This window comes from Protofrankia sp. Cj5 (genome assembly GCF_917627405.1).
Classification (GTDB): domain Bacteria; phylum Actinomycetota; class Actinomycetes; order Frankiales; family Frankiaceae; genus Protofrankia.
The window spans coordinates 1-13,876 of the sequence record NZ_CAKJTO010000115.1 but is presented as its reverse complement, the minus strand read 5'-3'; the positions used below and the strand labels follow the sequence as shown (position 1 = coordinate 13,876).

14 protein-coding genes are annotated in these 13,876 nt (G+C 65.7%); 9 read left to right on the top strand and 5 right to left on the bottom strand.

Annotation, left to right across the window (positions count from 1 at the left end):
• Positions 1-234: 234 nt before the first annotated feature.
• A complete protein-coding gene (locus MJ777_RS19360; RefSeq protein WP_239308210.1) occupies positions 235-1,128 on the bottom strand; it encodes a TIR domain-containing protein in 894 nt (297 codons plus the stop codon).
• A 169-nt stretch (positions 1,129-1,297) separates the two neighbouring features.
• Between MJ777_RS19360 and MJ777_RS19355 the strand changes: the two genes are divergently transcribed.
• From MJ777_RS19355 to MJ777_RS19340, 4 genes are read left to right on the top strand one after another with little or no spacing between them, the layout of a single operon-like run.
• Positions 1,298-2,047: a GNAT family N-acetyltransferase gene (locus MJ777_RS19355; protein ID WP_239344985.1), complete on the top strand. Its 750-nt coding sequence runs from the start codon at positions 1,298-1,300 to the stop codon at positions 2,045-2,047.
• Positions 2,047-2,679 (top strand): RNA polymerase sigma factor, encoded by a 633-nt coding sequence (locus MJ777_RS19350; protein WP_239308212.1) that lies wholly within the window; start codon positions 2,047-2,049, stop codon positions 2,677-2,679. Before MJ777_RS19355 ends, MJ777_RS19350 begins: the two co-directional genes overlap by 1 nt.
• Positions 2,673-2,945: a zf-HC2 domain-containing protein gene (locus MJ777_RS19345; protein WP_239308213.1), complete on the top strand. Its 273-nt coding sequence runs from the start codon at positions 2,673-2,675 to the stop codon at positions 2,943-2,945. The genes MJ777_RS19350 and MJ777_RS19345 overlap by 7 nt, the downstream gene beginning before the upstream one ends.
• Complete coding sequence (locus MJ777_RS19340) at positions 2,942-3,637, top strand: hypothetical protein (RefSeq protein WP_239377356.1); 696 nt, start codon at positions 2,942-2,944, stop codon at positions 3,635-3,637. The genes MJ777_RS19345 and MJ777_RS19340 overlap by 4 nt, the downstream gene beginning before the upstream one ends.
• 22 nt (positions 3,638-3,659) lie before the next feature.
• Here MJ777_RS19340 and MJ777_RS19335 read toward each other — a convergent pair whose 3' ends face one another.
• A complete protein-coding gene (locus MJ777_RS19335; RefSeq protein ID WP_239344911.1) occupies positions 3,660-6,089 on the bottom strand; it encodes an ATP-binding protein in 2,430 nt (809 codons plus the stop codon).
• A 595-nt stretch (positions 6,090-6,684) separates the two neighbouring features.
• On the opposite strand from MJ777_RS19335, the gene mqo reads away from it, so the two are divergent.
• The gene (gene mqo / locus MJ777_RS19330) at positions 6,685-8,223 is read left to right on the top strand and encodes a malate dehydrogenase (quinone) (protein ID WP_239308216.1); all 1,539 of its coding nucleotides are present in this window, start codon (positions 6,685-6,687) and stop codon (positions 8,221-8,223) included.
• Positions 8,224-8,991: 768 nt separating this feature from the next.
• On the opposite strand, the gene MJ777_RS19325 is transcribed toward mqo, so the two are convergent.
• The 3 genes from MJ777_RS19325 to MJ777_RS19315 all read right to left on the bottom strand — a co-directional run bounded on the left by MJ777_RS19325 (position 8,992) and on the right by MJ777_RS19315 (position 11,561).
• Positions 8,992-9,507, bottom strand: a complete 516-nt coding sequence (locus MJ777_RS19325; RefSeq protein ID WP_239377355.1) for a hypothetical protein — start codon at positions 9,505-9,507, stop codon at positions 8,992-8,994.
• Positions 9,508-9,645: 138 nt separating this feature from the next.
• Complete coding sequence (locus MJ777_RS19320) at positions 9,646-10,536, bottom strand: ABC transporter permease (protein ID WP_239377354.1); 891 nt, start codon at positions 10,534-10,536, stop codon at positions 9,646-9,648.
• Positions 10,533-11,561, bottom strand: coding sequence for an ATP-binding cassette domain-containing protein (locus tag MJ777_RS19315; RefSeq protein WP_370652775.1), 1,029 nt, complete (start codon positions 11,559-11,561; stop codon positions 10,533-10,535). Before MJ777_RS19315 ends, MJ777_RS19320 begins: the two co-directional genes overlap by 4 nt.
• Positions 11,562-11,765: 204 nt before the next feature.
• On the opposite strand from MJ777_RS19315, the gene MJ777_RS19310 reads away from it, so the two are divergent.
• The 4 genes from MJ777_RS19310 to MJ777_RS19295 all read left to right on the top strand — a co-directional run bounded on the left by MJ777_RS19310 (position 11,766) and on the right by MJ777_RS19295 (position 13,793).
• Positions 11,766-12,155: a hypothetical protein gene (locus tag MJ777_RS19310; protein ID WP_239377353.1), complete on the top strand. Its 390-nt coding sequence runs from the start codon at positions 11,766-11,768 to the stop codon at positions 12,153-12,155.
• Positions 12,156-12,452: 297 nt separating this feature from the next.
• On the top strand, positions 12,453-12,818 hold the full coding sequence (locus MJ777_RS19305; RefSeq protein ID WP_239377352.1) for a hypothetical protein: 366 nt from the start codon (positions 12,453-12,455) through the stop codon (positions 12,816-12,818).
• Positions 12,815-13,480 carry a hypothetical protein gene (locus MJ777_RS19300; protein WP_239308221.1) on the top strand — a complete coding sequence of 222 codons (666 nt, stop codon included), beginning with the start codon at positions 12,815-12,817 and terminating at the stop codon, positions 13,478-13,480. Before MJ777_RS19305 ends, MJ777_RS19300 begins: the two co-directional genes overlap by 4 nt.
• Before the next feature lie 16 nt (positions 13,481-13,496).
• A complete protein-coding gene (locus tag MJ777_RS19295; protein WP_239308222.1) occupies positions 13,497-13,793 on the top strand; it encodes a WXG100 family type VII secretion target in 297 nt (98 codons plus the stop codon).
• Positions 13,794-13,876 lie beyond the last annotated feature (83 nt).

Below are 13,876 nucleotides of genomic sequence, written 5' to 3'. Positions count from 1 at the left end.
TCGAGCACACCGACCGCAACGTGCTGCACCGTATCGTAGGCTGAGCGGAAACAGTGCCCCGGCGAATGGCCCCGGCGAGCGGTTCCCAACAGCCGGTTCTCGGTGACAGCGGCCAGCGCCGCGCTCGATTTCGTGGCCAACCGCCGCCGTGCTGAACAGGTGCTCGGCGTCTCGTATGCCTTCGGGGCTGGTCCAGATATCGCCGATCAGGAGATTTCTGGGCGTCCGCCCGGGTCAGCGAGCGGGAAAAGTGTCGTGCAGCGCGCGGAGAATCTCTCCGTGCGCTGCCTCGATGTTCCCGCGGGGAAACCGGATCTCCTGAATCCCGGCGAGGTTGGAGAACTCCTCGACGCCTTCTTCCCGGATGATGATTGCCTTTTCGAAGCCCAGTCTGCCCTGGAAAAGGCCGGTCTCGTGAACCACGTTCTGGCGCGACCGGACGGTACCGAAATGCGTCTCGTCGTCCGCGGTGTGGAGGAGTAACGCGAAGTCCGCCTGCTGGAGCATCTCCCACACGACGTGCGCCGCCGACCGGCCGTAGCGGGGCGCGCTCTCGAAGGTCACCACTCGGAAACCGAACTCGGACAGGTAGTCCTTGAGGATGCGCCACAGCTGGTTCGGCCCGCCGTGCCCGATGAAGATCGTAGGTTGCCGCCCGCCAACCGCCCGTCCTTCGGGAGCTGTTTCGGGCTGGCGAGCACGCGGCACCGCCGAGCTCGAATCGTCGATCACCTCGAGAATAGTACGGGACATCCGTTCGTCTGGTAATTCGACGACCAGCTTCGCCCGCGGCGGGCGGAAGCGGTAGTCGAAAGAAAAATCGAAGAGCTCATACCGCGGCCCGTTAATGCTGATCTTGCCATGCTCGGACTGCTCGGGGTCATATGTGCTGAACCAGGCCGGCCGGAACACCAGCGCGTCCCCGCTGGGTGTGGACAGCCGCCGGGTAACGGGCCGGGCGGGTGTCCCCGACGGATAGAGTTCCAGTGCGACGACGGTGATCTCCACGTCATCGCGGCCGTGGTCGTCCTCCCAAGCGGCTTTCACGAACTCGTACCACATGTCATAGGCGCTCGCGAGCTGAGCGTCCGGCACACGGACAGCCATGTCGACTGCGGCCCTTGGCATTCAGGAACGTCCTTTCCCCGCTGGCACCGGCCAGATTACTCTGCCGGTCCTCGAGCGGTGCACGCCGTGTGCAAGCGGCGTAAAAGATGGCCCTGTCGACGGGCGACAGGCGTCGGCCGGGCCGATGCTGGCCAGGTGGTCAGGAACAGGCGAAGATGAGGAGGTGGTCATGCCAAGTGAGGCTCAGCCGATCGGCGCACTCAGCCGGAGCGGTTTGAAGATCAAAAAACTGTCCGAGCTCAGTGAGCCTGTGCTGGAGTCCTTCTACACAGAGGTCCTGACACCGGCCTTCCCGCCGGACGAACTCATTACCTGGGACGAACTGCGCGGGGCCGCCGCCGCCGACCTGGGCCCCGGCGCGCTGGTCCTCGATGGTGAAACCCCGCTGGGGGGAATGCTGGGTGAGATCTACCCCCGATCCGGGGTGCTCCTGCTCAGCTACATCGCGGTGCGGGCCGACGCGCGCGGTCGCGGCATCGGCCAGACGCTGCTCACCGATGTCATCCCCCAGTGGCGGGCGGCCATCCGGCCGTCGTTGGTGATTGCCGAGATCGAGGATCCGCGTTTCCACCAGCCGAATGTTTACGGTGACCCGGCGGCCCGGCTCAGGCTGTACCAGCGGACGGGCTCCAGGCTTCTTCCTATGCCGTTCTTCCAGCCGTCTCTGCGGCCTGGCATACCGCGGGTCTTTGACATGCTGCTGATCTGTCCAGGCGAAACCATGCCGACAGTGCCGGCAAGGACCGTGAGCGCTTTCCTCGACGAGTACTTCGAGCTGTGCGAGGGGAGCGAGGCCCGTATTGTTGACCCCGACTATCAGGAGCTGCGGCGGTTCGCCGAGCGGGGCGATGGTGGCAGGCTCCCCCTGTGGCCGCTGGACCGTGTGCGGGAGATACCGAGATTCACCGAGGCTGGTTAGTGACGGGTTCACCGCACATCGTGCTCGTCGACGGGGATGACACGGCTGTTGGCATGCTGATGGACGCTCACCACCGGTTTGCCGTCCTGCTCGCGGCGGCGGTCGGGGCGCGTCCCGCCGCGGCCGCGCTGGTTGAGCGCGCCTGGGTCGACACCGTCGCCGCGGCCCTGACCCAGGTGGGAACACCACTCCCAGGGGTCCGGGCGAGTCTGCTCGATGCCCTCCTGCGGCTGTTGCGGGAGCATGACCAACTCGATGACACCGATCCCGTCGGCGAACCGCTGACGGGATCACGAGCGGGCTTTTTCCTGCCTCCAGATGACCGCTGGGCGGGATGGTGGGACACCGGCCTGCCGTCCTGGCCAGCTGGCCAGGTACCCACTGCCGACCAGGTGCTTCACGCCGTGCGCCGCCTTCCGCCGCGCCAGCGGACGCTTCTCATCCTCCGGGACGCGGCAAAGCTGTCGGTGACCGAGACCGCTCACATCATGGGCGTGCCAGCGGAGGAGCAGGGCAGGCTCCTCGACGGCGCTCGGGAGGCATATGTGGCGCATCTTGATGAGGAGGTCAGGGCCGGTGACAGCGGTGATCTGGACGGCCGCGGCCGGAACGCCGGAGGAGAGCAGTGCTGAGGGCGCTGGACGTCAGCTGTGACGTTATTTTCGACCTGGTGGGTGCCTGGTACGACGGAGAGCTGACCGAGGGCGATCAGAGCGCATTTGAACAGCATCTGCTCTTCTGCCCGCCTTGCCTCGCCTACAGTGAACGGGCGCGCCGGTCGCTGGTGGCGTTGACAGCGGCGGCCACGGCAGTGGTGCCCGCGGGGCTGGCGGCCCGGGTCACGGCGGCAGCGCTGGCCGCCGCCAGGCCTTCGGGCGTGCGGAGAGAACAACGATGAGCTACTACAAGTTTCTCCGTCCGGCGGGGACAGGCCCGTTCACCGGTTACCCCTGGGGGGCGACGCGGGGCAGGTGGGTGCAGGCCAGCCCGGCCATGCCGTGCAAGGCCGGCATCCACGCCTGCCGGGTAGAGGATCTGCCCTACTGGCTCACCGAGGAGCTCTGGCGGATCGATCTCGATGAACCGCTCATCATCGGCGCGAACAAGGTCGTGGCCAGACGTGGTCGTCTCGGCATGCGGGTTGCGGAATGGACGGGCGAAACCGCTCGGGAATTCAGCGTCGCCTGCGTCTGCCGGGTCGCCCACCACGCTGGCGCTGAGCTCCGGGACGCGGGGCTGCCTTCGCTCGCCGAAGACATCGAGGCCGCCGCGGCGGCCTTCGCCCAGGCCGGAAGGGGCGATGTGCTCGACGCGCCGGCTCGTGCGGGGGCTGAGGCGCACGTCCGGGAACCGGGTTCCACAGCCAACCTGCTGTCGGCATACGTGATCGACGCGCTTGAATCGCTCGACGCCGACCCTCCCGCGGCTGTCGCCTACATCGGGGCGCGGGCCGCCAACCAACGCAGTGCCGTGATGGAAAGCGACCCATATGTCACTGAACGTCGCTGGCAGGCGTTGTGGCTTGCAACCCGGCTGGGGCTGCCCGCCCCGTTCCCGCAGCCCCCGCAGCCCCCGCCGTTCACGTCGTGACGCGCCGTGTCGTGAGGTGCGTTCAGCCGAGGCGGAGCAACTCGACATCGGCATCCGAGGGCGGTTCATCCTCGTCGAAGACGCCCCACTCGTCCATGAAGGCGGAGTCCGCCGACCGCAGCTCGGCGGGTTCGGGCGCGCGCGGGAACAGCCAGCCGCGTAGCGCATGTACATCCGAATCATCGAACATCCGGCGGACGTCGTCCTCGCCGGTTTGCCCAGTGCTTGAGAACAGGCGTCTGGCCGGCTCGGTCCGTCGCGTTGCCTCCTCGATACCGGAGCGACTGAAGATTTCGCATAGCCGGGTCACTGTCCGGGTGGTCATCTCCTCGTAGAAAACGAGGTTGTACGCGTCCGGTGGGTGCGGGACGCCCATGAACCGGTAGGCGTGGACGACCGCGCGATAGTAGTCCGCGAATGCCGCGTCGGTGTTTCCCATTGCCCACTGCACGTCCGCGCGTACACGGAAGAGATTTGCGATCAGTTCTTCGTCCCAGTCATCTGTTTGCGCGGCGAGTTGGGCCAGGCGCTGCGCCGAAGAGCTGGCGCGGGCGGTCGCCTCGTCCAGCGCGCCCCGTTCCAGCGCCAGGTCAGCGACTTCGAAAAGCAGCCAGGCGACGTTCCAGTCGTCCGCGAGCTCCTCGAACACGGCCAGCGCCTCGTTGTAGTAGCGGCCCACGGCAGGGTCAGCCGGGTCATGGAATCGCCTGCTGTGCGCGAGAAATATTTTGATCAGACCGTTGACCCGCCCCAGCTCTCGTTCCTCTTCCGCGGTGGCGTCGACACGTGCGCCACGACCGAGCCCACAGAGGCGTTGCACGAGCAGCAGCCGGTTGCGGATGTCGTTCCAGGGGGCATCGGTCTTGAGATAGCCAGGCGGGTAGTTGTCCAGCACGAAGGCCAGTGCCTCGCCCAGCTGGTCGTCCGGGTTATGCTGGGTCGCGGCGGCTATGGAGCCGACGTTCCCGGCGAGTGAGTCCTCCTGGTGCCAGGTACGTTCCCAGTCCTCCAGCAGTCGTCGGTTGTACTCGAACGGGCAGTAGCACCCCCACCACCAGAAGGCTTCCAGAAACACGAGCGCGAAGCGTGCCCGGGTGATCGTGCGGTTCCGGGACACCCGCCGGGCGTGGAACAGCCACTCCCGTTTGTATGCCTGCCAGCGGGGATGTTCGTAGCGATACCAGGAACTGTAGGCGCCAGTCGTGTCGTCCTCCCATTCCGACACGAGGCGGAAGTAGTGCCGGGAGGCTTTCTGATGGAGATCCTGCCAGGTGCGGGGATGCATGGTCCGCAGTTCCCGGCTCAGTGACAGGCGGATGAACTCGTGCAGACGGAAACGGTCGGACGGTTCGTCGGCGACCGCGAGTATCTGCTCGGCAATGCCGTACCCTTTAAGGGTCTGGATGACATTTCCGACATCGGGATGCTCGTTGTCGTCTTCCGTCAGTAGTTCCGCGAGTAACGGTTCGTCGAAGGTGTTGACCACGGCGCAGGCATGGACGGCTCTGGACAGCCGGGCATCCCGGACGGCGTCAACGATGAGACGGACGAGACCGGCCCATTTCTCCCACGGGTCGTCAGGCAGCCGTTGCAGCGTTCGCCGCAGGTCCGCCGCCTCAAGTTTGTCCGGGCCCGTCTCGCCGACCAGGTTCGCCGCCAGCGACAGGCCACCGGGATGCCCCGCCGTGAAGTCGTGGACGACATCGGCGACACCTGGCCGCAACGCACCGTGAAAGGTCTGGTCGAGGTAGGAGACGACTTCGTCGCGGGACAGGTAGGGAAGCTGCCGGACGTGCCATCGATTCGATCCCGCGGTGAACGTGTGCTGCGACGGTATCCGGGCGATGACGACCAGGGTGTTCGTCAGGCGCAGCGCCATACGTGCCAGCCAGTACCCCATCTCGTCGTCGGCGATGCGTTCGAAGGAATCCATGGTGATGAGGATGTGCCGACGCCGGCTCCACTCCGCCCAGCCGCTGACGAAGGCGTCGTCGATGGCGGACTGTGCCTGGCGGATCCGGGCCTTGACAGTCTCGGGCTCGTCGCCTCCGGCTGGGTCACGCGGCCCGGTGCGTTCGGCTTTCGGCGCGCCACCGAGCAGCCGCGTTTCGCGCTCGCACAGTTGGCGGAAAGCGTCGAACTCCCGCGCCCGGGTTCGGTCCGTCACCCGAAGCATCAGTTCCCTCGTCCGGGCGAAGGTCTCCCACAGGACGGGGGCTGACGCGCGGGGGCCGAAGGCGTCCCGAAAGCCTTCGCGCCGGAACGCGGACATGTCCTCGTTGAAGATGTACAGCCGGTTGACGCCGTCAACCCGGCTGACCAGCTGCCGGATCAGCGCGGATTTACCCAGGCCGTGAACGCCGACGAGGTCGATCACCGACCCTTCGCCCCGGGTGAAGAGCAGGCGTAACGCCTCGGCCAGTTCGGCTTCCCGGCCGACGAAAAGATCCATACCGTCCCCTCTGGCAACACTGGATGGGGTTTCAGGATCTCATCACCCGAGCGGTTGTATCTGGCGTAGGTACAAACACCGTGCCGCGGTATGGCCACGCTGACATCAGAATGATCACTGAGAGTGGTAGTCGCGCGGTCGGGATGAGCGGGGCGCAGGTGTGTGGCGGGGTTAATTGATCATGGATCTGTCGCGGGTGCCCTGCCAATGTGCCCAGTGCACGCCGGCTGGACGACGCCCGGCTGGCCGCCGTTTTCCCTCCGCCAGCAGGCCCTCCGGCCTATGTACCCACGCCGTCGCCACCTCGGGCTGAATCCTTCGTGAAAGCATCAGGTTAGCGGTGTGTAAAAATTCTGTCTCCGAATATCATCGGTGGCCGGCGGATGATTCCGCCGTAGGCCGTCAGCCCAGCTCACCAGGCAGACATGCCGGTAGAACATCGGATGGTGCTCACGGCAGGCAGTGGGCCTGGGGACGGCAGGGCCATTCAGCCGCGTGATTCAGGCCTCACAGATTCAATTCTCACTGCGTATAGCCGACTCGTGGGATGGACTTGTGTCAGGTACGAGAATCGCGAAAGAAGGCCGAGAGCCACATGAATCCGCAGTCGCTCACCACGTATAGCGCCCGCCAGACAACCGATGTCGTCCTCATAGGCGCGGGAGTCATGAGCGCCACACTCGGTACCCTACTGCACAGACTTCAGCCGGACTGGTCGATCGATGTGTACGAAAGACTGCCCGGAGTGGCCGAGGAGAGTTCGGATCCATGGAACAACGCGGGCACCGGTCATGCGGCGCTTTGTGAGCTGAACTACACCAGTGAGCTCCCGGACGGGAGCATCGATGTCCGGAAGGCCGTCACCATCAATGAACAGTTCCAGGTGAGCCGCCAGTTCTGGTCGCATCTTGTGGAAGACGGCACAATCACTGATCCGGGAACGTTCATCAATTCGATGCCGCACATGACCTTCGTCCGGGGGGCGGCGGACGTCGACTTCCTCCGCCGACGGTACGAAGCGTTGCGGACCCAGCCGTTGTTTGCGGCCATGGAATTCAGTGACGACCCGGCCGTGATCGAGCGCTGGGCGCCGTTGTTGATCGAACAGCGCAAGCCCGGCGAGCCGATTGCCGCGACCCGTGAGGTGTCCGGCACCGATGTCAACTTCGGCGCGCTGAGCCGGCAGCTCTTTGGCGCGCTGGAGTCGGCTGGGGTGAGGATCCACCTGAACCAGGAGATCAGGAGCCTCACCCAGGCTCCGGACGGCAGCTGGCGGTTGCGGGTGTACCACCGGATGAGTGGGAAAACAAAGGACATAACCGCGCGCTTCGTGTTCGTTGGCGCGGGTGGATGGGCGCTGAAAGTATTGCAGAAATCACGCATACCCGAGGCCAGTGGATTCGCCCTGCTGCCCATCAGCGGCCAGTTCCTCCGCACCGACAACCCGGAGCTTGTCGCCCGGCACCAGGCGAAGGTATACGGCAAGGCGCCGATCGGCGCGCCGCCGATGTCGATGCCGCACCTTGACACCAGAATCGTCGACGGGAAGGCATCGATTCTGTTCGGCCCCTACGCCGGATCGAGCCCGAAGTTCCTCAAGCACGGCTCCGTGTTTGACATGCCGAAGTCCATCCGCCGGCATAACATAATGCCTTTGATCGCCATGGCGAGAGACAACATAGCCCTGGTCGCGCTGTTGCTGAACGCGCTGACCGCGACGCGGAAGAAGAAGATCGAGGAGCTCAGGCAGTTCGTCCCCGGCGGCATGGCCAAGGACTGGCGGATCATCACGGCTGGGCAGCGGGCGCAGATTGTCAAGAAAGATCCACAAAAGGGCGGGATCCTGCAGTTCGGAACAGAGGTGGTCGCCTCGCGCGACGGTACCATCGCCGGGGTTCTCGGCGCTTCCCCCGGGGCCTCAACCGCGGTTCCGATCATGCTTGATCTGCTTGAACGATGCTTCCCCGAGCGTTATGCCGCCTGGCAGGTAGCCTTGAGCGAAATGATTCCGACTTTTGGCCAGCGACTTTCCGACAAGCCAGAACTCGCGGCACGGACGATGGCCGCGACCGCAAAGATTCTTCGTCTGACGGAGATTCCCCGCCCTCTCCCCAGCCGTTCAACGGGCCGATAATGGCTAGCTTGTAAAGATCTCGGCATGCAGACGTGCCCTGGTCACTGTCGGTCGCATGGTAATGATCGACGTTCTTGGCCGCGTTCGGACGCGGTGAGGGCAACCGCTCCATCCGGATATCCGGGGGTACTCGTCCACGTCGAAGCCGGCATGAGGACGACGCACATCCGAAACCGGCGGACTGGCCGCCGCCGGGTGCACCCCCTGCCCTGCCTGAGGCTGATTGGCCGTGCTGGTCAGCCTTGGGCGGAGAGGAGGATGGCCGGAAATCGTGTAACTGCCCAGACTACCCGGATTAGATGATCTGCTGCAAGGCCTTGCAGCAACCCGTGGGCCCGTGAGGTATCAGTCGGAAATCGGACTCGTGTTGTGTCGCCTCCGTGTTTTATCGTCTCGGTGCGGACCATCGGGCGTGGTGGGCCGAGCAGTGCTACGGGGGTAGGTCATGCATCGGTCGCTCGGTCGTCAATTGTTCAGCCGTTGGTTCTTTGGTGTTGGGAAAGTAGTTGCCGCGGCGCTTGCGCTTGTGCTGCCTCTTGCCGGCTGCCTGGTCACGGGCACAGTTCAACTCCCGTTTCTCCCGGTCGAGCTCGCGATTTCCAGCGATGGATCAATTACTTTAAGTGCAAGTTCGCAGATTGTGACTCCACTGGGGACCTTCAGGCTCCAGGTGTCCGGGGCGAAGAACATTCACGCTCCGTCGGACGGGACCCTGCTCGTCATCCGGCATCCCGTCCGTGGCGTGGCGATGGACAGCTTCTACGGCATTCACCTGCCAGACAAGCTTCGCTTCGTGTTGGACGGTGACTCGAGCATCACGACCAACCGGAACGTCGTGACCCTGAACCTGCGGAACAACGTGCACGGCATCCGGATCCAAAACGTCCAACAGGCGAAGTCCGCGCCGAAGTACGCAACGCAGCAGGTCAGGGTGCTGCCGCCCGCGCCGAAGGCCGCTGAGCCGTCGACATCACCGGCTGCCGCCGGTTCGCCTGCCGCCGCTTCGCCCGCCGCGGTTGCGACCGGCGTTCCATGCCAGGCCGGGTCCGCGACGGCGGCCAGCACGCACGTTGCGTCATCCGCGCCATCGGCCCAGCCCTGTGTGCTGTTGGCGACAGTGGCTCCCGCGAGCCCGAGTGCGCCGCCGACGGCTACGCCGGTGCGGACACCGTCCACCATGCCGTCGCCGGAGGCAACTCCTTCGCGCACTCCCCCGAAGACGGCAGACCCCTCATCGACAGGATCCGTTTCACGATCTCCAGCCCAGGGACTGGCGCAGGCCACTTTGATTTCCCCGCGCCCATGATAGGCGGTGACAAGTCCGAGTTTCCTCGGATGGATTCGGGGTGGGGCCACCGTTTAGAGCGCGTTTGAGATCGTCATTCCGGCTCGCTGATCGAAAGCCCGGTCTCAAACACGCTCTCAACGGGACATGGCCCGGTAACGGCGGACGCTCAGCGATCCGAAGAGCGTGACGAGCACCGCGACCCAGATCACGGTGACCAGTATCGGATGCTCCGTAGGGAAGTCCCCGCTGCCGAAGGGGTTCGGATTACCGAACAGCGCCCGCATCGATGCGGTCAGAGTGCTCACCGGATTCCATTCCGCCACCGGCTGCAGCACACCGGGCAGCGTCTGGACGGGGACGAACGCATTGGACAGGAACGTGATCGGGAAGATCGCGGTGAACGCCACCTGCTGGGCGACCTCGACAGTCGGCACCAGCAGCCCGAGCCAGACTCCGACCCAGGCCATCGCGTAGGCGAACAGGAGCCCAAGAGCCACGGCCGAGAGGAAGTCGACGAGTCCGTTGCGTACCCGCCAGCCGACGATGAGGCCTGTGATCATGAGTACCGCGAGAATCGCGGCGTTGTAGATGACGTCGGAGACGGTGCGCCCGGTCAGGAAGGCCGAACGGCTCATCGGCAGCGAGCGGAAGCGGTCGATCAGCCCTTTGGCGAGATCGTCGGTGATGCCGATGGCGGTGGTCGCGGCCGCGAAGGTCAGCGTCTGGGCGAAGATTCCCGCCATGAGGTACTCGCGGTAGGAGCCGCCTCCCGGCAGCGGGATCGCTCCACCGAACACGAAGGAGAAAAGCAGCACGAACATCACTGACTGCAGGATCGCGAAGACCGCCAGCTCGGGGATGCGTGGGATCCGCTTCAGATTGCGCCAGGCGACGACCAGCGAGTCGGCCACGACCGACGTGCCAGCGGCAGAGCCGCGCGCTGGCCGCCACGGTGGCCATGAACGTGCGACAAGAGAATCAGCCGCCTGGTGGCCTGGGTGGTCGGGGCCGACGAGACCGGTCATGAGGTTCGTCCCACCGCCGCGGCGGTAGGGGCATCATGATCCGGATGAGCCTCGTTGCCGCCGTCGGCAGGCTCCAACCGCGTGGCATGGCCGGTGAGCGTGAGGAACACGTCGTCGAGTGTCGGCCGGCGCAGCCCGAAGTCGTCCAGCACGATCCCGGCCTCGTCAAGGGCGCGAATGACAGCGGCGAGCTTGCGCGTACCGCCGTCGGCGGGTGCGGTCAGGCGTTTTGCCCGTTCATCAACGGTGGCGTCGGCGACACAGTGGCGGGAGATGATGTGGCGGGCCTGGACGAGGTCCGCTGGGTCGTTCACAACGATTTCAATCCGTTCGCCGCCGATCTGCGACTTGAGCTCAGCGGCTGTGCCGCGAGCGATGATTTTACCGGTGTCGACCACGGCGACGACGTCGGCAAGTGCGTCGGCTTCCTCCAGGTACTGCGTTGTCAACAGCAGCGTTGAGCCCTTGCGGACGAGGTCACGGATGGCGTTCCACATCGACAGCCGGCTGCGTGGATCGAGCCCGGTGGTCGGTTCGTCGAGGAAAAGCAGCCGCGGGTGGCCGATGAGGGCGGAGGCGAGGTCAAGGCGGCGGCGCATCCCCCCGGAGTAGGTCTTGACGATGTTGTCCGCCGCGTCGGACAGCCCGAACTGCTCGAGAAGCTCGCCAGCGCGGCTGCGGGCCGTACGGCCCGGCAGCTGGTAAAGCCGGCCGAACATCCACAGGTTCTCGGCACCGGTGAGATTCTCGTCGACGGCGGCGTACTGCCCGGACAGGCCGACGAGCCGGCGCAGCCGTTGTGCGTCGCGTACCACGTCATGACCGAGTACCGTCGCCCGGCCGCTGTCGGGTCGCAGCAGCGTGGCCAGGATGCGAACGGTGGTGGTCTTGCCCGCGCCGTTGGGGCCGAGCAGCCCGAGGATCGTGCCCTCGGCGACCTCCAGATCGAGGCCGTCGAGCGCGCGCACCAGGCCGGCGCGGGTCTTGTACACCTTGGTGAGGGCTTGCGCGGTGATGGCCGGCACGAAGCGTCCTCCTTCCAGACGTTGGACAACCAACGGCGAGATCACAACCCGCCTGGGCCTCGTCGTACGCCGGGTTTCACCTCCTGTCCCCGGCCCCAAGTATCGGTCGACGCGGCGAAAGCCACCTGCCCGCGCGTCCTGCCGTGTCCGAGCCCGGATCCCGGCGGCGACCCGCTAAGCTGCCCACCGGACTTGGAGGGGCGAATGCGGACATGGTGGGCGGCGGCGCTGGTGGCCGTCGCGCTGGTGGCAGGGTGCGGCGGGGAAGGCACAGCCCCTGAGGAGACGCCGCCCCCGAACACGCCCGGCTACCGGCTCGCCGTGCTCGACGGCGAGGTGGACCCGAGCCTGGCGACCATCCAACGGTACGACAGCGCCATCCAGACGGTGGCGAGCGGATGCAAGGGAAGCGTCGTGGAAGTCGCCAGGCTCGCGCAGGAGTCGCGGGACGCGCTGACCAACGGCAAAGTCTTCGAGGACCTCATCGTCATCCTCAGGGATGTCTCGGGCTACACGGCGGGCGCCGCCGACTGCAAGGCGGCCTTCACCAGCTATGTGATCGTCGAACTCAAGGGCGAGGACGAGACCAACTGACCGGCGGTACTGGTCGATCGGCGCAGCGCGGGCATCAGGCCGCGCGGATGCCCGCGGGGCCGCGGAGGGATTTCCGCTGAGTGGCATTGAAGCCGCCAGCCACGTCCGCCGGAAATCCCGGTATCCCTGATGAACGGTCCTGGTGATGCTTCGATTGTCGCTGACTTGTCTGACCCCGCCCCGCGCATGTGGTTGTGTAGCCCACGATGCGTCCACTCCAGCGCATGCCCGAGTGGAACCACCTGATAGGTGTGTGGTTCCATCTGCGATGCGCGTGGTTGTGAAAGGGGTGATGAAGTGGTGGCGAGTATCTTCGGGGGCGATCCCGAGGTCGCCCGGCAGGTGTCCGGCGAGTTGGCGGACATCCGCGGCACGCTTGCTTCTCTCGGCGCGGTCTTCGACGGTCTGCACGGCGTGACCGGCTCCGACGAGGTCGAGACGGCGCTGCGTCATTTCGTCACCCAGTCATCGGACAGCCGTAATTCGCTTGACAAGTTGTTGGAGCGGGCGTCCGGCCTGCTTCGCGGGTTGGCTGAGGGCGCGCTCGATGTGGATTCCGGCCTTGCCGGTGTGCTCACGTCAACCGCGCCCGCGAGCGCTGAATCAGCACGTCCGGATACCCATGCGTCCGCTTCGCCGGTGGTGGCGGGTGGCGCGGTATGAGCGCGGCTGCCAACGGTAAGACGGCCACGGGCGCGCCCACCTGGTTCACGCTCCGGGTGCCGGCCTCCTGGTTCGAGTTCGACGTGTGGCGAGCCACCCGTACCGGTGACCTCGCGCGGCTGGTTGACGCTCGGCTCGCGGCACTCCCGCAGCTGCGGCCACAGCGGTCGGCGCTGCTCAAGCTGTTGCGGGAGATCGCCGAGCGGGCCGAGCGGCAGGGGGCTGTTTACTGCGCGGCCACCGCTGAACTGGTGGAGGGTTCCGACGGTCTGGTGGCCAGCATGATGGTGTTCCATACCGATGGCGCGCCGAACGTCGCGGACAACACGGTTGAGGCGATCGCCGGCCAGGTCACCGCCATGGCGCCGGCGGACGGTAGATCTTCCTGGCGCACCGTGACGATTGTCGAGATGCAGGCTGGCCGGGCCGTGCGCATTCGCGGGGTTGAGCGGCCTGAGCCGGACGGGGTGCCGATCGACGCCGTTGTCATGCAGACCCTCATTCCCGTACCCGATGGCCGTGGCGTACTCAATGTCGTCCTGAGCAGTCCGCACGTCGACATCGCCGAGGAACTGTTTGAGCTGTTCGACGCCGTCAGCGACACGCTGGCCTGGTCCCAGGACCGCCCGGAGCAGCTGGCTGCCACGGATTCACCCACCTGATGAAAGAGAGCGTGTCATGGCCAACGTCCACGTCGACTACGCAGCGCTGGAGAACACGGCGTCCAGGCTCACCAGCGGTCAGCAGGAGATGGAAACCCAGCTGACGCAGCTCAAAGCTCTGATCGACAACCTGGTCGGCAGCGGCTTCATCACCGATCAGGCGTCCGGGAAGTTTCAGGCGTCGTATGAGCAGTGGAACACCGGTACGAGGAACGCCATTGCCGGGCTTGAAGGCATGGGTGGCTTCCTCAAACTGGCTATTTCGCAGCACCAGCAGCTCGACGCCACGCTCAGCCAGTCGGCGGGTGCCTGACCACGCGGCCGGAGGCCTCGACAAGCCCGGTAGGCACAGGCGGTAGACCCAAGGGAGAACAGCGGTGGGCGACTGGGGTGTGC

Coding starts and splice junctions, on each gene's coding strand:
- MJ777_RS19360 (WP_239308210.1), bottom strand. CDS start 1,128: ATGCCAAGGGCCGCAGTCGACATGGCTGTCCGTGTGCCGGACGCTCAG.
- MJ777_RS19355 (WP_239344985.1), top strand. CDS start 1,298: ATGCCAAGTGAGGCTCAGCCGATCGGCGCACTCAGCCGGAGCGGTTTG.
- MJ777_RS19340 (WP_239377356.1), top strand. CDS start 2,942: ATGAGCTACTACAAGTTTCTCCGTCCGGCGGGGACAGGCCCGTTCACC.
- MJ777_RS19335 (WP_239344911.1), bottom strand. CDS start 6,089: ATGGATCTTTTCGTCGGCCGGGAAGCCGAACTGGCCGAGGCGTTACGC.
- mqo (WP_239308216.1), top strand. CDS start 6,685: ATGAATCCGCAGTCGCTCACCACGTATAGCGCCCGCCAGACAACCGAT.
- MJ777_RS19320 (WP_239377354.1), bottom strand. CDS start 10,536: ATGACCGGTCTCGTCGGCCCCGACCACCCAGGCCACCAGGCGGCTGAT.
- MJ777_RS19310 (WP_239377353.1), top strand. CDS start 11,766: ATGCGGACATGGTGGGCGGCGGCGCTGGTGGCCGTCGCGCTGGTGGCA.
- MJ777_RS19300 (WP_239308221.1), top strand. CDS start 12,815: ATGAGCGCGGCTGCCAACGGTAAGACGGCCACGGGCGCGCCCACCTGG.
- MJ777_RS19295 (WP_239308222.1), top strand. CDS start 13,497: ATGGCCAACGTCCACGTCGACTACGCAGCGCTGGAGAACACGGCGTCC.